General features: G+C 63.5%; 23 protein-coding genes. 14 read left to right on the top strand and 9 right to left on the bottom strand.

The features are described from left to right. Positions 1-242: 242 nt before the first annotated feature. Positions 243-632 carry a hypothetical protein gene (locus J5N58_RS17710; RefSeq protein ID WP_112829030.1) on the bottom strand — a complete coding sequence of 130 codons (390 nt, stop codon included), beginning with the start codon at positions 630-632 and terminating at the stop codon, positions 243-245. A gap of 225 nt (positions 633-857) precedes the next feature. On the opposite strand from J5N58_RS17710, the gene J5N58_RS17705 reads away from it, so the two are divergent. Beyond that, positions 858-2,441 carry a helicase HerA-like C-terminal domain-containing protein gene (locus tag J5N58_RS17705; RefSeq protein ID WP_113340324.1) on the top strand — a complete coding sequence of 528 codons (1,584 nt, stop codon included), beginning with the start codon at positions 858-860 and terminating at the stop codon, positions 2,439-2,441. A gap of 331 nt (positions 2,442-2,772) precedes the next feature. Here the strand turns inward: J5N58_RS17705 and J5N58_RS17700 are convergent, their stop codons facing one another. Then, on the bottom strand, positions 2,773-3,174 hold the full coding sequence (locus tag J5N58_RS17700) for an acyl-CoA thioesterase (protein WP_112829028.1): 402 nt from the start codon (positions 3,172-3,174) through the stop codon (positions 2,773-2,775). Positions 3,175-3,356: 182 nt separating this feature from the next. Then, entirely contained in the window at positions 3,357-3,776 is a 420-nt protein-coding gene (locus tag J5N58_RS17695; protein ID WP_244712008.1) for a nuclear transport factor 2 family protein, read from the bottom strand. Between the two features lie 133 nt (positions 3,777-3,909). Here J5N58_RS17695 and J5N58_RS17690 point away from each other — a divergent pair, with 133 nt between their 5' ends. The 7 genes from J5N58_RS17690 (at position 3,910) to J5N58_RS17660 (ending at position 10,169) form a co-directional block, all read left to right on the top strand. Then, the gene (locus J5N58_RS17690; protein ID WP_244712006.1) at positions 3,910-4,845 is read left to right on the top strand and encodes a histone deacetylase family protein; all 936 of its coding nucleotides are present in this window, start codon (positions 3,910-3,912) and stop codon (positions 4,843-4,845) included. Between the two features lie 2 nt (positions 4,846-4,847). Further along, complete coding sequence (locus J5N58_RS17685; RefSeq protein ID WP_112829025.1) at positions 4,848-5,102, top strand: exodeoxyribonuclease VII small subunit; 255 nt, start codon at positions 4,848-4,850, stop codon at positions 5,100-5,102. A gap of 154 nt (positions 5,103-5,256) precedes the next feature. After that, positions 5,257-6,183: a pirin family protein gene (locus J5N58_RS17680; RefSeq protein WP_112829024.1), complete on the top strand. Its 927-nt coding sequence runs from the start codon at positions 5,257-5,259 to the stop codon at positions 6,181-6,183. Between the two features lie 117 nt (positions 6,184-6,300). Continuing rightward, on the top strand, positions 6,301-8,220 hold the full coding sequence (gene dxs / locus J5N58_RS17675; protein WP_113426182.1) for a 1-deoxy-D-xylulose-5-phosphate synthase: 1,920 nt from the start codon (positions 6,301-6,303) through the stop codon (positions 8,218-8,220). Between the two features lie 29 nt (positions 8,221-8,249). Beyond that, positions 8,250-8,504, top strand: a complete 255-nt coding sequence (locus tag J5N58_RS17670; RefSeq protein ID WP_113426183.1) for a hypothetical protein — start codon at positions 8,250-8,252, stop codon at positions 8,502-8,504. A gap of 141 nt (positions 8,505-8,645) precedes the next feature. Further along, the gene (locus tag J5N58_RS17665) at positions 8,646-9,824 is read left to right on the top strand and encodes an MFS transporter (protein WP_162757400.1); all 1,179 of its coding nucleotides are present in this window, start codon (positions 8,646-8,648) and stop codon (positions 9,822-9,824) included. A gap of 3 nt (positions 9,825-9,827) precedes the next feature. Then, positions 9,828-10,169 (top strand): YkgJ family cysteine cluster protein, encoded by a 342-nt coding sequence (locus J5N58_RS17660; RefSeq protein ID WP_113443231.1) that lies wholly within the window; start codon positions 9,828-9,830, stop codon positions 10,167-10,169. A 21-nt stretch (positions 10,170-10,190) separates the two neighbouring features. On the opposite strand, the gene J5N58_RS17655 is transcribed toward J5N58_RS17660, so the two are convergent. Further along, a complete protein-coding gene (locus J5N58_RS17655) occupies positions 10,191-10,520 on the bottom strand; it encodes a hypothetical protein (RefSeq protein WP_113426186.1) in 330 nt (109 codons plus the stop codon). 197 nt (positions 10,521-10,717) lie between these two features. Between J5N58_RS17655 and J5N58_RS17650 the strand changes: the two genes are divergently transcribed. Further along, on the top strand, positions 10,718-11,320 hold the full coding sequence (locus J5N58_RS17650) for a superoxide dismutase (protein WP_113426187.1): 603 nt from the start codon (positions 10,718-10,720) through the stop codon (positions 11,318-11,320). 66 nt (positions 11,321-11,386) lie between these two features. On the opposite strand, the gene J5N58_RS17645 is transcribed toward J5N58_RS17650, so the two are convergent. Then, entirely contained in the window at positions 11,387-12,304 is a 918-nt protein-coding gene (locus tag J5N58_RS17645) for a LysR family transcriptional regulator (RefSeq protein WP_112829017.1), read from the bottom strand. A 116-nt stretch (positions 12,305-12,420) separates the two neighbouring features. Here J5N58_RS17645 and J5N58_RS17640 point away from each other — a divergent pair, with 116 nt between their 5' ends. From J5N58_RS17640 to J5N58_RS17630, 3 genes are all read left to right on the top strand, one after another. Continuing rightward, the gene (locus tag J5N58_RS17640) at positions 12,421-12,723 is read left to right on the top strand and encodes a monooxygenase (protein ID WP_113443230.1); all 303 of its coding nucleotides are present in this window, start codon (positions 12,421-12,423) and stop codon (positions 12,721-12,723) included. 11 nt (positions 12,724-12,734) lie between these two features. Further along, positions 12,735-13,016: an NIPSNAP family protein gene (locus J5N58_RS17635; RefSeq protein WP_113426190.1), complete on the top strand. Its 282-nt coding sequence runs from the start codon at positions 12,735-12,737 to the stop codon at positions 13,014-13,016. 125 nt (positions 13,017-13,141) lie between these two features. Next, on the top strand, positions 13,142-13,480 hold the full coding sequence (locus J5N58_RS17630; RefSeq protein ID WP_112829014.1) for a hypothetical protein: 339 nt from the start codon (positions 13,142-13,144) through the stop codon (positions 13,478-13,480). A gap of 79 nt (positions 13,481-13,559) precedes the next feature. Here J5N58_RS17630 and J5N58_RS17625 read toward each other — a convergent pair whose 3' ends face one another. After that, positions 13,560-15,485 (bottom strand): methyl-accepting chemotaxis protein, encoded by a 1,926-nt coding sequence (locus J5N58_RS17625; RefSeq protein ID WP_113466836.1) that lies wholly within the window; start codon positions 15,483-15,485, stop codon positions 13,560-13,562. A gap of 298 nt (positions 15,486-15,783) precedes the next feature. Further along, entirely contained in the window at positions 15,784-16,782 is a 999-nt protein-coding gene (locus J5N58_RS17620) for a DUF4424 domain-containing protein (protein ID WP_112829012.1), read from the bottom strand. A 310-nt stretch (positions 16,783-17,092) separates the two neighbouring features. On the opposite strand from J5N58_RS17620, the gene J5N58_RS17615 reads away from it, so the two are divergent. Then, entirely contained in the window at positions 17,093-17,857 is a 765-nt protein-coding gene (locus J5N58_RS17615; RefSeq protein WP_113437404.1) for a TlyA family RNA methyltransferase, read from the top strand. Beyond that, entirely contained in the window at positions 17,854-19,107 is a 1,254-nt protein-coding gene (locus tag J5N58_RS17610; RefSeq protein ID WP_244712003.1) for a class I SAM-dependent RNA methyltransferase, read from the top strand. The genes J5N58_RS17615 and J5N58_RS17610 overlap by 4 nt, the downstream gene beginning before the upstream one ends. A gap of 17 nt (positions 19,108-19,124) precedes the next feature. Here the strand turns inward: J5N58_RS17610 and J5N58_RS17605 are convergent, their stop codons facing one another. Both J5N58_RS17605 and J5N58_RS17600 read right to left on the bottom strand, forming a co-directional pair. Continuing rightward, positions 19,125-19,421 carry a hypothetical protein gene (locus J5N58_RS17605; RefSeq protein ID WP_113443630.1) on the bottom strand — a complete coding sequence of 99 codons (297 nt, stop codon included), beginning with the start codon at positions 19,419-19,421 and terminating at the stop codon, positions 19,125-19,127. Between the two features lie 112 nt (positions 19,422-19,533). Then, entirely contained in the window at positions 19,534-20,295 is a 762-nt protein-coding gene (locus J5N58_RS17600; protein ID WP_244712001.1) for a crotonase/enoyl-CoA hydratase family protein, read from the bottom strand. Between the last annotated feature and the right edge of the window lie 192 nt (positions 20,296-20,487).

The raw sequence follows: 20,487 nt of genomic DNA, 5'->3' as shown, positions 1-20,487 counted from the left end.
CATCTCGTGCTCTGACTCTGCTGCCTCCACTATCGTCGTTCCCGCCTCGAGCCGGAATCCGGCGCGATCAAGTCCTTGATCGCAAAAGAGTCTTTTGCGCGACGGACATCGCGCCACTCAATGCCGGAACAAGTCCGGCATGACGGAGATGGAGACCTCGCTGCTCGACACCAGGCTCTGTAAAAAAAGAGCCGCCGGGCTTTCACCCGGCGGCTTTTTTCATTCGATGAAGGCCGTTCGGCTCAGACGAACTGGCTGAGACCCGGAACGGAAGCGACGACTTCGTCGACCACTTCGTCGCCAGCATATTCGCGGGCGACCACGATGGTTTCCTTGGCAAGCGAGGTGATCTCGCCCATGCCGAGTCCCTGGGCCATGAGCTGCTGGCCAAGCCCCATAATGCCGCCGCCGCCGATGGCGCTCATCAGGCCGCCGAGCAGGCCCTTGCCCTCGCCTTCGCCGTTATACTTGGCGACGAGGTCCATGGCACCGGGAATGGCTTCGATCATCTTGGCGACGGGGCCATCAGCGGCTTCCCGCTGCAGGAAGCCCAGCATCATGCCGACAGCCTTTTCGGCCGTCTCGGGTTCAATGCCGATCTTTTCGGCGATGCGGGTAACGAGTTCGTTCATGGTCTGCCTCCTGCAAAATTTGACGTTAACGTCAACGTAATTGAACTGTTCCTCGAACTCAAGCGCTGGACAGCGACCTGTCGCAGTTTTCCCTCGCCCGGTTGTGTTCCACGCGCTGTTGTCGATGTTTCACACTATCCTTATAAGAGCAAGGTGATGAATCGATGAAAGTTGTCGCATGCCGGCGTTGCTCCGACAGGCGCACGGAAACGGGGAAGAACGGGCATGCTCGAAAACGGAAAGCTCTATATCGGCACAAGCCGCAATCCGGACGACAGCCTCAACAAGCCTGAATATCTGGAGCTGAAATTCGGCAACCGCCACGGCATCGTCACCGGCGCCACCGGCACCGGCAAGACGGTGACGCTACAGGTGCTGGCGGAGAGCTTTTCCAATGCCGGCGTGCCGGTGTTCTGCGCCGATATCAAGGGCGATCTTTCCGGCATCGCGGCAATGGGCGAGGCCAAGGACTGGGTGACGAAGCGTGCCGAACTGATCGGCTTCAACGATTTCGCCTTCCAGGAATTCCCGGTCATCTTCTGGGATCTCTATGGCGAGAAGGGCCATCGCGTGCGCTCCACCATCGCCGAGATGGGGCCGCTTTTGCTGTCGCGCCTGATGGATGCATCTGAAGCGCAGGAAGGCGTGCTCAACATCGCCTTCAAGATCGCCGACCAGGGCGGTCTGCCGCTGATGGACCTCAAGGACCTGCAGGCGCTGCTCAACTATATGGGAGAGCATGCGACCGAACTTTCCACCCAGTTCGGCCTGATCTCCAAGTCCTCCGTCGGCTCTCTGCAACGCGGGTTGCTGGTGCTGGAACAACAGGGCGCCGAACACTTCTTCGGCGAGCCGGCGCTGAAGATCTCCGACATCATGCGCACGACCAATGACGGGCGCGGCGCAATCTCGGTGCTGGCCGCCGACAAGCTGATGATGAACCCCCGCCTCTACGCCACCTTCCTTTTGTGGCTGCTTTCGGAACTGTTCGAGGAATTGCCGGAAGTGGGCGATCCGGACAAGCCGAAGCTCGTCTTCTTCTTCGACGAGGCCCATCTCCTGTTCAACGATGCGCCGAAGGTGCTGATCGAGCGGGTCGAACAGGTCGTGCGCCTGATCCGCTCCAAGGGCGTCGGCGTCTATTTCGTCACGCAGAACCCGCTCGACGTGCCGGAAACCATTCTCGCCCAGCTTGGTAACCGCGTGCAGCATGCGCTGCGCGCCTATACCCCGCGCGAGCAGAAGGCGGTGAAGACCGCCGCCGATACCTTCCGCCCCAACCCGGCCTTCGATTGCGCGACCGCAATCACCACGCTCGGCACCGGCGAGGCGCTGGTCTCGACGCTGCAGGACAAGGGCATCCCGTCCATGGTCGAACGCACGCTGGTGCGCCCGCCGTCGGGCCGGGTCGGGCCGCTTTCAGACAGCGAGCGGCAGGCCGTCATCAATGTCAGCCCGGTCGCCGGCCTCTACGACAAGGATCTCGACCGGGAATCCGCCTATGAGATCCTGACGGAGCGCACCCGCAAGGCCGCAGAGGCAGAAGCCGCCAAGCGCGCGGCGGAGGAACAGGCGAGCCAGGGAGCCGGCGACGACAGCGCCGCCGGCCGTTGGACGCTGCCCGGCTTCGGCAATGACGGCGAGGACGAGGCGCCGCGCTCGACCTCGAGGAACGGCACCACCCGCCGGTCTTCCGGCTATCAGCGCGAGACGGTGATCGAAGCCGCCATGAAGAGTGCCGCCCGCTCGGTCGCTACCTCGGTCGGCCGTGCGCTCGTGCGCGGCATCCTCGGCAGCCTGCGTCGCTGACTGGGGTCGACGGGATGCGGTGGAGAGCGGTCGCTCGCTGGCGGTGGCTGTCTCGGACTGCACTCAAGCCCGGTTTGAGCATGGCGCAAGCTATCTTCTCCGTCATTCCGGCCTTGAGCCTGAATCCAGCGGCGCGATGTCCATCGCGCGGGAGACTCCAGCCTCTCCATAAATCCGGGAGTCTTTTCAGCTCGTAGATACTCGCCGGCTGGATGCCTGTGACAAGCACAGGCATGACGGGCGCGGCAATTGCATCATGCTCACCTGAGGCCTGGCCTCCTGCAGCCCTTCGAAGAGCCCGACAAGATTTCAGCTCAAGCCGCCCCGCGCTTCACGGCAGGTAGCCGTATAGCCAGTCGCGGATATCTTCCGGCAACGGCACCGGTTCGCCCGTATCGGGGTCGGTCGCGGTCCAGAGCATTTCGATCTCGGCGGCCAGACGGTTTCCCGCTTCCATGGTCACATTGAAGCCAACGGACTTGCCGCCGATCTTGTCGATATGGACCGTCAGGCGCACCTCGTCATCGAGCCGCAACGGATCGTGGAAACGGCACTCGATCTTGCTTGCGACGAAATGCGGCTCGCCCTCCAGCGGCGGCCGGTAGCGCCAGAAATGGGCAAGGGCAGCCTCCGCATGGACGATATAGGCGGCATTGTGCATTCGGCCATACATGTCGATGTCGCGGAAGGGTACGCGAAACCCGGAGACCTCCACCCGCTCGATATCGTCCATTGCATCCAAGTCCCTGTTTCCCAACCCATTTAAGCCATTTAAGCCATTTAAGACTATTCGGCCCATCATAACAAGGGTAGCGCCCGACAGGCACTCTCAGGCGACGCGGGGAAAGCAGCAACTGACGGAGCAGACGCGACAGGATTCCGCTGAAGACCCGAGCCTCGCTAACCGGGCGCGGTTCAGGCCCTGATCGTACCCTGATGAAGAAGCATCTGCCATTTGAGCCCGTTGTGCTTCCATATGGAACTTCGCAGCACACGTCGCCTGGAGCCATCCCGATATGAGCGCTCCGTTTCATAGGTCAGAAGGACAGCATCGTTCGAAATGGGCTTGAGAGCGTAATTCGTCGCCTTGAGATCGCCTTGATCGTCATCGCTCTCCTCCGCCAGCAGGTCGATGGTCGTCGCTCGTTCATAGACTCTTCCCGATGCTCCGAACTCCATAAAGCCTTCTGCCAGCAGGGCTTCGACTGCCTCCCTGCTACGCCTTATCTCCGGGCGATGCAGAGCTTCTTCGAGCGATCGAATGTCTCCAAGGTCGGGAAGGCGGGTCAATGCAGGCAACTCCGTTGAACATACCGCATCAATATATCCGCTCATCCGCCTTGCCGCACCATGCAACCGGTGTCCCCGCCTCATGGCGCTTGCTTCATAATGCCGGGAAAACCTCGTTGGCGGTGGATCATGACGGTGCGCTGCACTATCTTCCGCGCAAGCCGAAGGACCTTTCGCGATGACCACACGCCTCTACGAGCATGCCGTTTTCCTCAAACACCACACACCGCCCGGACATCCCGAGCGGGCGGACAGGCTGCGCTCGCTCAACATCGCGCTCGAGCATCCCGCCTTTTCCGGGCTAGACCGGAAGGAAGCGCCCGTCGCCAACGAGGACGCGGTGACGCTTGCCCATCCGGAGGACTATCTGTTCTCGATCATGCGGCAGATCCCCGAAGAGGAGGACCGCATCAACCGCATCGAGAACGACACCTATGCCTCGCCGCAGAGCCTGAAGGCGGCGCTGACGGCCATCGGCGGGGCGATGGCCGCCGTCGACGATGTGATGGGCGGCGATCACGACAACGCTTTCGTCGCCTCGCGCCCGCCGGGCCACCATGCCGAGAAGGCGAAGGCCATGGGCTTCTGTCTGTTCAACACGGTGGCGATCGCCGCCCGCCATGCGCAACAGACGCATGGCGTGGAACGGGTCGCCATCGTCGACTGGGATGTGCATCACGGCAACGGCACGCAGGACATCTTCTGGGACGATCCCTCGGTTCTCTTCTGTTCCACCCACCAGATGCCGCTCTATCCCGGCACGGGAAAGAGGGACGAAACAGGCATCAGCAACAATGTGGTGAATGCGCCGCTTTCGCCCAATGTCGGCTCGGAGCATTTCCGCGAGGCGTTCAAGAGCCGTGTCCTGCCGGCGCTGCACGATTTCTCGCCCGACCTGATCCTGATTTCGGCCGGCTTCGACGCCCATCACCGCGATCCTTTGGCGCAGATCAACCTCGTGGGCGAGGATTTCGACTGGGCGACCGGGCGGCTGATGGAAGTCGCCGACCGTTTTGCCCATAACCGGGTCGTCAGCGTTCTCGAAGGCGGCTATGATCTCGAAGGGCTCGCCGAATCGGCGGGCCTGCATATCATGAGACTGATGAAGGGTTGAGTATGACCGAAAGCGCCGTTCCCGCCGACATCTCCGGCTATTCCTTCGAGAAGGCGGTTGCCGAACTGGAAAGCATCGTGGCGCGGCTCGAACGTGGCGACGTGGCGCTGGACGAGTCGATTGCGATCTACGAGCGCGGCGAACTCCTGAAGAAACATTGCGAGGCACTGCTGAACGCTGCGGAAAACCGGATCGAGAAAATCCGCCTCGACCGCGCCGGCAAGGCGCAAGGCACAGAACCGCTCGACCGGGAATAATATCCAGGCCAAAGGCGCAGGCCGACCGAATATCCAGTCGGATCGTCAGCATGGCTGAAGAGCGACGTGTCGGATACCTCTTTTAACCCGCCCTGTCTTTTGCCGGAATTCGCCCCTAGATTACCGAGGAGAGCAAACGTGGAGGCCAAAACCGATGTCGTTCTTTCCCGGAAATGACCCCGTTCCCGGCGATGCCTTCGCCTGCGACGCCATCGAGCACCTGATTATTCCGCGCACCAGCGATCTCGGCGGCTTCTCGGTGAAGCGGGCGCTGCCTTCGGCGCGTCGCCGACTGGTCGGCCCGTTCATTTTCTTCGACCGGATGGGCCCCGCCCTTCTCAAGGCCGGCGAAGCGATGGACGTGCGTCCGCATCCGCATATCGGGCTTTCCACCGTCACCTATCTCTTCGATGGCGAGATCAAGCATCGCGACAGCCTTGGAACGGAACTGGTGATCCAACCCGGAGACATCAACCTGATGACGGCCGGGCGCGGCATCGTGCACTCCGAACGCACGCCGGAAAAGCTGCGCGGCAATCCGCTGTCGATTTCCGGACTTCAGACGTGGCTTGCGCTCCCCGACGACCAGGAGGAGATCGATCCCGCCTTCGCCCACACCGAGAAGAGCGCCATGCCGACCTTCGACGCCGCTGGTGCGAGCGGACGGGTGGTGATCGGCAGCCTCGGCGGACTGACATCGCCGGTCAAATCCTATTCCGACACGCTTTACGTCGACCTGACACTCGTTCCCGGCGGCAGCTTCCCCTTCGATGCGAGCCATGAGGAACGGGCGGCCTATGTGCTTTCCGGCGAGGTCGAGATCGCCGGCGACGTCTTCGCCGCCGATCAGTTGCTGGTCTTCCGTCCGGGCGATGCGATCACGCTTCGCGCCGGTGCCGCCGGCTGTCACCTGATGCTGTTCGGCGGGGCCGCGCTCGGCTCGAAGCGCCATATCTGGTGGAACTTCGTCTCCTCCTCCAAGGAGCGGATCGAACAGGCGAAGGAGGAATGGAGAAGCGGACGCTTCGACATCGTGCCCGGCGACGAGCAAGAGTTTATTCCTTTGCCCGAGGGCTTTTGACGGTTATATAAGTCCTTCCGCCTCGTTTGTGAGGCATCGCGCTTTTGCCGGCCGGCCAAATCCTGTAAAGCCGGATGGCATGCCGAAAGTGAAGACAAGCTCAAGAGTTACGCGCCAGTGACACCCCTTCCCGAGACGCCCTTGCTGGACAAGGTCAAGCTTCCCGCCGATCTGAGAGGTCTCGACGACCGCGACCTGCCGCAGCTCGCCGCCGAAGTCCGCAAGGAAATGATCGACGCCGTATCGAAGACGGGCGGCCATCTGGGTGCCGGTCTCGGCGTGGTGGAACTTACCATCGCCATCCACAAGGTGTTCGAAACGCCTGACGATCGCCTGATCTTCGACGTCGGCCATCAATGCTATCCGCACAAGATCCTGACGGGACGGCGCGACCGCATCCGGACGCTCCGCCAGGAAGGCGGGCTTTCCGGCTTCACCAAGCGGGCCGAGAGCGAATACGATCCGTTCGGCGCGGCCCATTCCTCGACATCGATTTCGGCCGGCCTCGGCATGGCGGTCGCCTCCGATCTTGCCGGCACCGACCGCAAGGTGATCGCCGTCATCGGCGACGGGGCAATGTCGGCCGGCATGGCCTATGAGGCGTTGAACAATGCCGGCGCGCTCGATGCGCGGCTGATCGTCATCCTCAACGACAACGACATGTCGATCGCACCGCCGACCGGGGCGATGAGCGCCTATCTGGCGCGGCTCGCCTCCGGCCGCACCTATATGGGCTTCCGCGAATTCGGCAAGAAACTCACCGCCTATCTCGGCAAGAACATCGACCGCGCCATCACCCGCGCCGTCGAGCATGCCCGCGGCTACGTGACCGGCGGAACCATGTTCGAGGAAATGGGCTTCTACCATATCGGCCCGATCGACGGGCATTCCTTCGACCATCTCCTGCCCGTGCTGCGCAATGTGCGCGACAACGGCAGGGGTCCGGTGCTGATCCATGTCGTGACCCAGAAGGGCAAGGGCTACGCGCCGGCGGAGGCCGCCGCCGACAAGTATCACGGCGTCAACAGGTTCGATGTCATCACCGGCGCCCAGGCGAAGGCAAAACCGAACGCGCCGAGCTATACCTCGGTCTTCGGCGAGACGCTGGTGCAGGAAGCCCGTCTCGACGAGAAGATCGTCGGCATCACCGCCGCCATGCCCTCCGGCACCGGCCTCGACAAGCTGCAGGACGTCTTCCCCAAGCGGACGTTCGACGTCGGCATCGCCGAGCAGCATGCCGTCACCTTTGCCGCCGGGCTTGCGGCGGAAGGCTACAAGCCCTTCTGCGCGCTCTATTCAACCTTCCTGCAGCGCGGCTACGACCAGGTGGTCCATGACGTCGCGATCCAGGGCCTGCCGGTCCGCTTTCCGATCGACCGCGCCGGCTTCGTCGGCGCCGACGGTCCGACCCATGCCGGTTCATTCGACACCGGTTTCCTCGCCAGCCTGCCCGGCTTCGTGGTGATGGCGGCGGCCGACGAGGCGGAACTGAAGCACATGGTGCGAACCGCCGCGGCTTATGACGCCGGCCCGATCTCCTTCCGCTATCCGCGTGGCGAAGGTGTGGGCGTGCAGCTTCCCGAGCGTGGCGAAATCCTTGAAATCGGCAAGGGTCGCGTGATCCGGCAGGGCAGCAAGGTGGCGCTTCTTTCCTTCGGCACCCGTCTCGCCGACTGTCTGTTGGCGGCGGAAGACCTCGAGGCCGCGGGCCTTTCCACCACTGTCGCCGATGCCCGCTTCGCCAAGCCGCTCGACCACGACCTGATCCGCCAGCTTGCCCGCCATCACGCCGTGCTCGTTACGGTCGAGGAAGGCGCTGTCGGCGGCTTCGGCGCGCAGGTTCTGCATTATCTCGCGACCGAGGGCCTGCTCGACAGCGGCCTCAAGGTGAGGCCGATGGTGCTGCCGGACGTCTGGATGGATCAGGCGAAGCCCGAGACCATGTATGCCAAGGCCGGCCTCGACAGCACCGGCATCCTGAAGACCGTCTTCGCAGCGCTCGGCCAGAGCGGCATCGGCGTCAACGCGGCCGGGTAAGCATTTTCGGCGAACAGAAGGAGGCCTGCATGCGTTCTTCTATCGTCGCCGGACTTTTGGCCATAGCGCTGGCCTCGGTCTTCGTCATCGGTCCTGCTGCCGCCGAGGACGCGGCACAGGTTCAGCGCAACATGGAAGCCTTCCTCAAGGCGGAACCCGATTGCGACGAATTCACCGACCAGTGCAGCATCTGCAAGGTCACGGACAGTCAGCCCGTTTGCTCGACGCCATCCATCGCCTGCATCAAGAAGGACTATGCCTGCACGCGCAAGCGCGGGGAGTAACGGCGACAGAATCGCAGCAGTTCCGTCGTCCTGAAATCGGGGCGGTGGTGCTCCCGCTGGACTTCCGCCCCGCGCCCCGGTAGACCGGAGCCCAATCCAACAAGAAACTATAGAAACATGCCGCGCCCAAGGGAGGCCGTGATGCAGATGTCCGCCATTGCCGAAGACTTCGCGCCCGACTGGGCGGCGATTGCGGTCGTCATTCTGGGCGTCACCGCGTTTTCCGTCGGACAGGGGCTGACCTATCCGCTGATCGCGCTGGTGCTGGAAGGCCGCGGCGTCTCGTCGAGCCTTGCCGGGCTCAACGCCTCAGTCTTCGCGGCGGGGCTTGCCACCGCGACCCTTCTGATCGGGCGCCTGACGGCGATCCTCAGGGGCGACCGGCTGATCGTCGCCGGCCTCATCGGCGCGTCCATGTCGCTCACCACCTTTGCGATGTTCGATGCCGTCTGGGTGTGGTTCGTCGCCCGCTTCCTGCTCGGGGTTTCGACCAGCATCATCTTCACCATCAGCGAGGCCTGGCTGAACACCGCCTGCCCGGACCGCCTGCGGGGGCGGGTTTCCGGAATCTATGGCGCGAGCATGTGCGCCGGCTTTGCCGCCGGGCCGCTCGCCATTCCCTTCGTCGGAACGGAGGACGGCTTCGCCTTTGCGCTGATCGCCGTCTATGTCGCCTTTGTCGCCTTTGCCTCGGTCATGCTCGGCCGTTTTGCCCGGACCCTGCCGGAACGTTCGACGGCGGGCGGACTGATCCAGTTCATGCGGCTTGCGCCGGTTCTGGCGCTGATGGTCGTCGCCTTCGGCTTTTCCGACATCGCGGCTATCTCGACGATCCCGCTTTATTTCGTCGAGCGCGGCTATTCGGAGAATTTCGCCGCCTTCGTCGTCACCATGGTGGCGCTTCCGACGGCCCTGGCACAGCCGCTGGTCGGCTGGTTGCTCGACCGCATTTCACGGCCGATCATCGCCGTCGGTTCGGCCGTCGCCTGCGGCGCGAGCTTCCTTTTATTGCCCTTCCTGACGTCGGAGATCGCCCTGCTGGTTACGGTCTCGGCGCTCGGAGCGGCAAGCTTCTCGCTCTATACCTGCGCGCTCACGCTGCTCGGCGACCGTTTCCGGGGCGGACTTCTGGTCTCCGGCGCCGCCGCCTACGGCCTTGCCTACGCCATCGGCAGCGCCGTCGGTTCGGGTGCAACCGGCCTTGTCATGGACGGGCTCTTCCTCGACGCGGGACCGATCTCGACCGGCGTCGCCATGCTGGTCTTCGCCTGCATCTTCGCATTCGGCCTCGCCGGGCGGCCTGCCCGCAATCGGGGCTGAGCGATGCTCGAAACCTCGCCTCCGGAAATCTTCGACTGCCAGTCCTGCGGCGCCTGCTGCGCCTATTCGGCGGAGTGGCCGCGCTTCTCGCTGGAAAGCGACGAGGAAATCGCCGCCATTCCCGAAGCGCTGATCGCCAAGGACGAAAGCGGCATGAAGTTCGAGAACGGCCGCTGCGCGGCGCTCACCGGCGAGGTCGGCAAGCATGTCGGCTGTTCGGTCTATGCCGCGCGCCCGCATGTCTGCCGTACCTGCATGCCGGGCGACGAGGAATGCAAGATCGCGCGCGCCGAATTCGGCTTCAGCCTTGCGGGCCTGCCGGACCCGGAACGCAACTTCAGCTGACTGTCCGAGCCCGCGGACGGCTCAGTTCGCCCCCTCGGGAATGGTCACGGCGACCGTATCCGCCGTCAGCTCGCTGCCAAGTTCGACGGTCTTCGCCTGCTTGTCGTAGACGCAGACATAGCTGACGCTGGCGGCAGCACCCCTCGCCGTGCCGCTGAGAATGGCGAGACCGAAGCGTTCGGAGCCGAAGGGATCAACCGCGATCGCGGCCTTTTCGATCACCGGTTTCGCGGCGGCAAGGCATTTCTCCTTCACGTCGGCGGCGAACTCTTCCCACGCGCCGTCGGACGAGGCGAAAGCGGGAATGGCAAGGGTAAAAAACGCCAGCGCGGCAGGCAGGAAACGACGCATCGAAAGCTCCTCAAGGGTCTGTTTCGGCTGTTTTTACCGGTCTGGAATGAACGCTGCGTGAAGTGGCCCGGCGGGAGTGAATTCTTTCTCCGGAATGGAACAATTTTGACCGTTGGCAGGTTGCCTCCCGGAGGTTCCGCTCCTATGTTCCCGTCACCCGCCGAATTCGCAATCTGTTGCCAAAAGGAGATTTTACCATGGCTTTCGAATTGCCCGAACTTCCCTACGCCTACGATTCGCTTGCGCCGTTCATGTCGGCAGAGACGCTGGAATATCACCACGACAAGCATCACAAGGCCTATGTCGACAACGGCAACAAGCTGGCGGCTGAAGCCGGCCTCGCCGATCTGTCGCTTGAGGAAGTCGTCAAGAAGTCGTTCGGCACCAACCAGGGCCTCTTCAACAACGCCGCCCAGCACTACAACCACGTCCATTTCTGGAAGTGGATGAAGAAGGACGGCGGCGGCAACAAGCTTCCGGGCAAGCTGCAGGCCGCCATCGACAGCGATCTCGGCGGCTACGACAAGTTCAAGGCCGACTTCATCGCCGCCGGCACCACGCAGTTCGGCTCCGGCTGGGCCTGGGTTTCCGTCAAGGACGGCAAGCTCGCCATCTCCAAGACCCCGAACGGCGAGAACCCGCTGGTTCACGGCGCTACCCCGATCCTCGGCGTCGACGTGTGGGAACACTCCTACTACATCGACTACCGCAATGCCCGTCCGAAGTATCTCGAAGCCTTCGTCGACAGCCTTATCAACTGGGACTACGTTCTCGAACTCTACGAAGCCGCCGCGAAGTAATCCTCGCCGCCGTTTCATCGGCATTGAAAGACACCCGGTACGGCGACGTGCCGGGTGTTTTTTCATTCATGGCGTGAAATCCCATGGGTCCTCGTCGGCCCCACCTCCCAGGCTCTCCACCAGAAAGTCGATGAAGATGCGCACGCGCGCCGGCAGCAGATTGCGGTGGGGAAACAGGATGTAGACGCCGAGCATGCCGCATTCGCAATCCGGAAAGAGGGAAACCAGTTCGCCGCGCGACAGCGCCTTGCCGCAGACGAAGGTTGGCAGGAGCCCGATGCCGACGCCGGCGCAAGTGGCCTGAAGCAGCGCCTCGGCGCTGGTTGAGAGCATGCGCGGGGTGATTTTCACCTGTTCGGACACCCCGCCATGAGCAAAGGTCCATGTGGTCCAGGGTTGCGGAACGGCGAAGGTGACGCAGGGTCGGCAGGCCAGTTCCGCCGGCCTTTGCGGGTGCCCTGCCCTTGCGAGATAGCCCGGACTTGCGACGACATGGAAACGGGAGACGGCGATGCGCCGGCCGACGAGGCTGGTGTCCAGATGTCGCGCGACACGGATCGCCAGATCATACCCCTCCTGAACGATATCGACGCTACGGTTGGTGAGATCGAGGACGAGATCGATCTCGGGATGGCGCTCGAGGAAGGCCGCCATGATCGCCGGCAGATGCAGATTGCCGAATTCCGTCGGCGCCGTGATCCTGAGCGTGCCGCGCGGCGAGCGCGTGGCGGCACCCGCCTCGGCCTCGGCGGCATCGATATTGCGTAGGATGGTGGTGCACTGGTCGAAATAGGTGGCGCCAGCCTCGGTGGCACGCACCTGTCGCGTGGTGCGGTTAAGCAGCCTTGCTCCCGTGCGCCTTTCCAGATGGCCGATATGCTTGCTGACCATAGCGGGCGAGAGATCGAGGTTTCTGGCCGCCGCCGCGAAGCTGCCAAGTTCCACCACCCGCACGAAGACCTGCATGCTTTCCAGCGTGTCCATACCCCCTCCATCGTTTACCCGCAGTGACGGGTCAATTTACCCGATGCGCGCTTCTGCCGCAGCGCGCCCGCCAATACAATCGCGCCACTCCACCAATCTTGCCGAGGATCGCCGGAATGACGACGTTGCTGCAATTCGATTTTCCCTTCGGTGGCCCCTGGGGCGCACGGATGACGGAAGCTCTTTCAGGGCTGGCTGAGGACATCGCTGCCGAAAACGGACTGATATGGAAGATCTGGACCGAAAACGAGGTCGAGCACCGCGCCGGCGGCATCTACCTGTTTGCCGACGAGGCCAACGCCGCGCGCTATGCGGCCAAGCATAAAGCACGGCTGGAGAGCTTCGGCGTCACAGACATCGTCTCCCGCTCGTTCAGCGTCAATGCCGAGTTGTCGGCGATCACCCGCGCGCCACTCTGAGGAAAGTTGCCATGTACACCACCCTTGCAGACGTCCGTATCGAGGATCTCGCCCGGTTCGTCGCCGTCTTCGCGACCGCCGGCGCCGAGATACGGAGCAAGCACGGCAGTAGGGCGGCCAGCATATTCGCCGCAGAGCCCGGTCGCGTCCTCGTGCTGATCGACTGGCCGAGCGAAGCCGCCTTCGCCGCCTTCCGAGCGGATCCCGCGGTTCCCGACACCATGGCTTCCGGCGGCACGCTTGCTCCACCGGTGTTTACGGCGCTCGGCCGTGTCGCGGAATTTCCGGCCTGACCCATTGCGGAGGGACGTTTTAACCCTCAACGCTCGCCCGGTCGGTGCGTCGAGACCGGAACCTTCCCGTCCCTTCCGCGTTTGTCCCGTCGAAGGGTTTCAACGAGACGGAAAGGACATCGACCATGGCTTCGACCCATAACGGCGACATCATGAACGAACTGCGCAGCCTGCAGGCCCAGGTCATGCATTTCAAGGACCTGCTGGCCGAGGAAGGCGAACGGGTTTCCGGCGAGGTGCGCGGCCGTACGGCCAGCGCGCTCAACGGCGCGTCCCGCAAGGCACAGGACGTGGCGACCTATGCCCGTGACGAGGCAGGAACCATGGCCTCCGTCGTGCGCGAACATCCGGCCGCGACATCGACCGCCCTGCTCGCCGTTGGCGTGATCGGGGGCCTCGTCGGCTATTTCCTGGCGAATGCCAGCCAGCCTTCGCGCAACAACAGCCACTGGAACTGGCGCTAAGGCCCCCCGCAGATCCGCGCAGCGCGCATAAAAAAGCCCGGCATCACGCCGGGCTTTTCCTTGTCACTCCGCAGAAGGGTCAGAACTCCGACCATTCCTGTTTGGCCGCGGCGGCTCCTCCGCCGAAAGCACTGGAAATGCGGCCAGCGAGCGCCCGGGCCGGTGAGGCCGCCGGCTGCGCATCGCGGCCGGCCACGCGCGGTGTTGAGGCCTGGCGCTCGTTGCCGAGCTGGAACTGGGCCAGCAAGGCGTTGAGCGAGGCGGCTTCCGTCGCCAGCGAATGGCTGGCGGCCGTCTGCTGCTCGACCATGGCGGCATTCTGCTGGGTGCCCTGGTCCATCGAGTTGACGGCGGTGTTGATCTCCTGGAGGCCGGTCGACTGTTCGCGGCTGGCGGTCACGATAGCCGCCACATGATCGCTGATTTCCAGCACCGCATGGACGATCTTCTTCAGTTCGGCACCGGTTTCATCGACCAGCGCCACGCCGTTGCCGACCTGAGCGGTGGAGGTGGAAATCAGCGCCTTGATTTCCTTTGCGGCATTGGCGGAGCGCTGCGCAAGCTCGCGGACTTCCTGGGCGACGACAGCAAAGCCCTTGCCGGCTTCGCCGGCACGGGCGGCCTCGACGCCGGCGTTAAGCGCCAGAAGGTTGGTCTGGAAGGCGATATCCTCGATCACGCTGATGATCTTGCCGATCTCGCCGGACGATTTCTCGATCTCGGTCATGGCTGCGACGGCATTGCCGACCACCTCGCCCGAGCGCTCCGCGCCGGCGCGGGTACGGGCAACCAGGGCGCCGACATCCTCGGCGCGCCTTGCCGTATCCTTGACCGTCGTCGTGACCTGTTCGAGCGCCGCCGCGGTTTCCTCGACGGAGGCCGCCTGCTGTTCGGTGCGCTTGGCAAGGTCGTCGGCCGAGGCGCGGATTTCGGCGGCGCCGGCATTGATCGCCGCGGCATTGTTGCCGACGGAGCGAAGCGCTGCCTGAAGCTTTTCAAGCGAGGCATTGAAATTCAGCCGCAGGGCGTCGAGGCGGGCGGCGAAGGCCGTATCGATGCGATAGGCGACGTTGCCGTCCGCCAGCGCGGAAAGGCCCGTGGCGAGCTGGTCCATGGCGAAGGAAATCTCCCCGGCCTCGCGGGCCTTTTCGGCCTCGGCCTGGCGGCGCTCCTCTTCCGCCCGAAGCCGCATGGCCTCGGTCTCGCCCGACAGGCGCAGCTTCTCGACGGCGGCATCCTTGAAGACGACGACGGCCTTGGCCATGCTGCCCACTTCATCGCCTCGGTCGAGAGCCGGAACATCGATGTCGTGCTCGCCGTTGGCAAGGCGGGTCATGGCGGCCGTCATGCCGACGATCGGCAGGACGATGGCGCGTGAAAGCTGCCAGATGAGGAAGACGGCAACGAAGCCCGCGATGCCGCCACCGACGATCAATGCGAGTTCGAGATTGAAATGGGCGCTTTCCATGGCCTTGTGGTTGCTGGCGGAAAGTTCGCCGACCAGGGCCTTGATCTTCGCGGCTTCCGCACGGAAGGCGTCGAGCTGTCCCATGGACGTGCTTTTGCCGATCTCGACGATCTCGGAAACCGGCTTGGCCTTATCCTTGGCGGCCGCAAGCTGCGGCTCGGAAAGCTCCTTGTGGAAGATGTCGGCCGCGGACTTCATCGCGTCCAGCGAGGCGACAATCGAAGGCATATCGGCGGCAGCCTGCTTCGCTTCCGCGATGTAGGTCAGCATCTTCTCGCGATGAGCGAGGACGCCGTTATAGGTGTCTTCGCTGCGGAACAGCAGATAGCCGCGCAGGTTGACGGCCTGTTCCAACATGGATTCGAGCGCCATGTCGGACAGCGCGAGGATGTGTTCGGATTCCCCCTGCTCCTGCGCCGCGAGCTTGGCGCGATAGGCTTCGACGAAAACGATGGCCGTCGCGATGAAGCAGCTGGCCATGATGCCGAGAAAGGTAAGGATCAGCTTCTTGTTGAGTGAAAGGTTCTTCAGGGACATGCAATCAGTCTCTTTCGCCTGGCGATCAGCGAGAACAGTTGCAATGAACTGAGCGCTGCCGCCGCATCGGGCATGATTGCGCTTTCAATCGGGAATACCGATGATCCGCCAGCGAGCGAGCCATGGATATTCCCGACGAGGCCGCGGCGCAGTCCATCATGGCGCGCCAGAAACTGCGGCTTTCAGGCAATCGGCCGAAGATAGGCAGGTTGCCCTTATTTTTTCGTTATAGACCATAGACAAATTTTACAGCGATCACGCGGGCGGCTCAGTCGCCGCAATAATCGGCCCCCGAGCATTACTCCCCCGCGACGAGCAGCAGGATGTCGAGGTCGCGCTCGGGAAAGAAATCCTCGGCCTTCATTTCGAAGGTCGTGGGGCCGGTCTTTTTCACGCCCTCTCCGCAGAAGCTCACGAAGTTCGTAGGCTTGCCCTTGTCGATGGTCAGCTTGAAGTTCCCGATCGAGCCGCCCCAGTTGGCACCGGTTTTCAGCACGTAGGAGATCCAGTTCTCCGTGTAGGAGGGACCCTTGCCGTCCTTGGCCGCCTTTTCGAGTTTCGCGGCCGTGCGCATGAAGTCGTCGTCGAGGCAATAGCGGGTCTTGTAGGTCTCGTAGGCATAGTCGCTCGGCTGGCCGTCCTCGATGAAGGTCATGGCTACCGTGCCGCCGACGCTCGGCTTGTAGGAATGGTGCACCGTCACCTCCTTTCCGGCGGGAAAGGTCGTTTTCCACCAATAGGCGGATTTCAGGGTCCAGAGCGGTGCCGGATGATGCTCCCAGCCGTTGCCGGCGTCGTAGGCATCGTCATAGACGAGGCCGCGCGCCAGCCAGTCGGCCAGCACGTCTTCCGGAAGCTTTTCGAGAGCCGCGGCAGTGGCCTCGCTGAAGGGCAGAAGCGGCACGCCCTGCGCCTTCAACTCGTCGGTCATGTCGATGCCGGTGGCATAGACCCTCTGCTGTAGTTCGGGCGTGATCGGCACTCCGTCCTGCGTGACGGAAAAACCGAGGAAATTGTCCTTCTCCAGATCGGAGATGGCAATGTTGACGTCCGGCTCGGCGACGATATCCGGCATGGGAAAGGCGATATAGGAGACGATATCCCTATCGGTTCCGTTGTGGAACACGTAGTCGACGTCGACCCGGTCCGGCGAGATGAAAAGCTCCTCCGAGACCATCTCGACCTCGCTCGTCTGGACGTAGACGAGACCGCCGGTCCTGAGTTCGGCCATGGTGTCATTGGCAAGCGCCGGCATGGCCGACATGACGGCCACCGCCGCCAACAGAACCGGTTTCATCGTCCCTCTCCCTCGCTAAGGCCGCATTATGCTCCGCGAGGAGTTAGCGGGGCAACGCCCGGAACGTCAATCGGGTAGGATCACAGGAGACGCCTGAAAATACGTCTCGCCTCCGTCATCTGCCCGAAGCGGGCGATCATGCGTTCGGGACGGCATCATGTCGTCACCAATGACGAGGACCGTTCCGCAAGGCTGGGAGCGGACCGATCCGCGTTCTTCATTCGCCTTCCTGACGGCGGCAGAGCGGATCGGAGGGACGAATTCCAACAAAGCACTTGCGCTCGGGCGTCCGTGCAGCCATTGACAGGCAATGTCATCACAGCCCGAACCCCAGCGCCTCGACCAGCTTCTGGTCGCCCTCGACCTCTTCGCCAGCCGCTCGCGGGCGCGCGACGCGATCCAGCGCGGCACCGTCAAGGTCGACGGCAAGGTCGTTACCAAGCCGAGCCTCGTCTTCTCCGCCGACCACACCTTCACCATCGACGATCCGGCACAGGATTACGTTTCGCGCGCGGCGCTGAAGCTTGTCGCCGGCCTCGACCATTTCAAGCTAGATCCGGCCGGCTGCGACTGTCTCGATGTCGGCGCCTCCACGGGCGGCTTCACGGAGGTTCTGCTGAAGCGGGGAGCGGCACATGTCACGTCGATCGACGTCGGCCACGGGCAGTTCCATCCCCGCCTCGCAAGCGACGAGCGCGTCACCAATATCGAGGGGCTGAACGCCCGCTATCTCGAAGCCGAAGACATCGGCGACCGGGCCATCGACTTCATCGTCTCGGACGTCTCTTTCATCTCGCTGAAGCTGGCGCTCGCACCCGCGCTCGATCTGGCCGAACCGGGCAGCCGCTGCCTGCTGCTCGTCAAGCCGCAATTCGAGGCGGGCCGCGATGCGATCAGCAAGGCCGGCCTGCTGAAGGAACCCGAAACCGCGCCGCAGGTTGCCGCCCAACTGGAACGCTGGCTCACCGAAGACATGGGCTGGGAAAGCCTCGGCCTCATCCCCTCGCCAATCGCCGGCGGCGACGGCAATGTGGAATTCCTGCTGGCGGGCCGGAAGCCGGAGAACGAGGAATGAGCACGGAAACCCTTACCATCGACAGCCTGGGCGCCCAAGGCGACGGCATCGCCCACGGCGCCGGCGGGCCGGTCTACGTTCCCTTCTCGCTGCCCGGCGAAAAGCTCGCCGTCGCACGCGTCAAGAACCAGGGCACGATCATCTCCTATGCCGAGACCTCCCCCGATCGCATCACGCCGGCCTGCCGGCACTTCGGCCCCGACGGGGCGGGCGGCAGTTGCGGCGGCTGCTCGCTGCAACACATGGCGAAACCCGCCTATAACGCCTTCAAGCGCTCGCTGGTGATTTCAGCACTGAAGGCGAAGGGCATCGAAACACCGGTCGGCGAGATCATCGAGGCCGAGCCCGGCCAGCGCCGGCGCGTCGTCTTCGCGGCGCGGCGGACCGAGAAGGAACTGCTGATCGGCTTCAACCAGGCAGAAAGCCATCACATCGTCGCCATCACGGAATGTCCCATCGCCTCGGCGGGCATCCTGTCGAGGCTGGGCGCATTGAAGAAAATCGGCTGGGCCGCGACGACCAACGCCGATCCCTTCCGGATGACGGTGATCGAGACGCTTTCCGGCCTCGACATCGCGCTGGACGGCGTAAAGGTGCTTGCAGACAAGGAACGCCGCACCGTCACGGAAACCGTGCTTGCGATGCGCGGTATCGCCCGCGTCTCGTTCAATGGCGAAGTGGTGATCGAGCCGCAGAAGCCGGTTCTCGATTTCTCGGGCGTCATGGTCTTTCCGCCACCCGGCGCCTTCACGCAGGCGACCGTCGCCGCCGAGGAAGCCATGGCGCGGTTGACGCTTCAACATGTCGGCAAGGCCAAGCGCGTCGCCGATCTCTTCGCCGGCATCGGCACGTTTGCGCTCCGGCTCGCCCGCACCGCGCAGGTGTATGCCGCCGAGAGCGAGGAGAAGGCGCTGAAGGCACTGGATCACGCGGCGCGCAACACCCAGGGGCTGATGCCCGTCAAGATCGAAAAACGCGACCTCTTCCGCCGGCCGCTGATGACATCGGAACTCAAGGCCTTCGACGCCGTGGTGTTCGATCCGCCGCGCGCCGGCGCCGAAGCCCAATGCAAGGAACTGGCGCGGTCCGCCGTCAGCAAGATCGTGGCGGTGAGCTGCAATCCGCTGTCGCTCGCCCGCGACCTCTCGCTGCTGACGGCCGGCGGTTACCGCATCGACGCGATCACGCCGATCGACCAGTTCCTCTGGTCCCCGCATGTCGAAGTGGTGGCAACCCTCAGCAGGCCGTAGCTTACGGCTCCGGCGCTTCAGTAGGTATAAAGCGTTCCCGAGCCGGTGACATTGGCGCAGCGGCAGCGGCCGCCGACACGGCCCGGCTGGGCCGGGCAGGTGTATTGTCCGTCGGATTTCGCGCTCGCCGGCGGATCGATCACGCAGTAATAGCGCTGCGGCCGCATGCCCGGCGGCGGCCTCTGGCGATTGGACTGGCTGTTGACGATGGTCCCGCCGCTCTGGGCGAAAGCCACGGCTGCCGTCAGCGGTTCAAGCGCGGCGGCGGCAGTCACGATCCATGCGAGGGCGAGGCCTGCTGCTGATATCTTCACCCTTCGGCTCCTCCGTTTTCCTCCGGCGATAAGAGACCGGCAGTGATTAAAGAAACACCAAGAGGCGAGATTATGGTCTCGCCACCCATGTCGGCGCGTTATCCGTCTGGCGTTATCCGCGCCCCTTCATGAAGGTCTCGAAGGAGGCCATGGCCTCGGCGCTCTTCAGGCGTTCGATGAAATGGGTGAGTTCCTCTTCCATGCGGGCGAGCAGTTCGCCGCGGTCGCCGCGCAAAAGGTCGCGGGTGATGCGCATGGCCTCCGGCGGCCTGGCGGCGAGCGAAGCGGCAAGCTTCAGGGTCTCGGCCTCGACAGCCTCGGGAGCGACGATCTTCCAGATCAGGCCCGCATCCTTCGCCTCGGTGGCGGAGAAAGCTTCACCTGCAGCAAGCAGGGCAAAAGCCCGCTGGTGGCCCATCATGCGCGGTGCAAGCAGGCTGGAGCCTGCTTCCGGCACGAGAGCGAGATCGACGAAGGGCGTCCTGAACAGGCTGCGGTCAGAGGCGATCGTCATATCGCAATGCATGTGGATGGTCGTGCCGATGCCGATTGCGAGACCGTCGACGCCGGAGACGATGGGTTTCGACACGCTCCAGATCGCCTTCAGCACCTCGAAGGCCGCCGGCTGATCGACAGTTCCGGAGATGGCATAGGCGAGGAAATCGGCCATATCGTTGCCGGCGGAAAAGCAGCCTTCGGTTCCGAGCAGCGCGAAGGCGCGGATCGCCGGATCGGTCTCGCCCTCGATAAGACCCGCCGTTATCTTCTGGTACATCGCCTTGGTGATGGCATTCTTCTTTTCCGGCCGGTTGAAGCGGATCACCAGAACGCCGGGACAGGCCTCGGGACGTTCGATCATGATATGGTCGGTCATCAGGTTTTTCCTCGATTTCTTTTGTGGCCTCGTTGAAGGCGCCAAATCCAAAATGCCCCTCACCAGCCTGCCGGCCCCTTCTCTCCCCAGGCGGGAGAAGGAGTTGCGGCCGTGACTTTCCGGCCCGCTCTCCGGCTTGCGGGAAAGGGTCGGGACGAGGGCAGAATGCCTCACCCGCGTTCCTTCGAACGG

It is taken from the genome of Paenirhizobium cremeum (assembly GCF_022884085.1).
Lineage (GTDB): Bacteria > Pseudomonadota > Alphaproteobacteria > Rhizobiales > Rhizobiaceae > Allorhizobium > Allorhizobium cremeum.
This window is presented reverse-complemented; position numbering and strand designations above follow the sequence as displayed.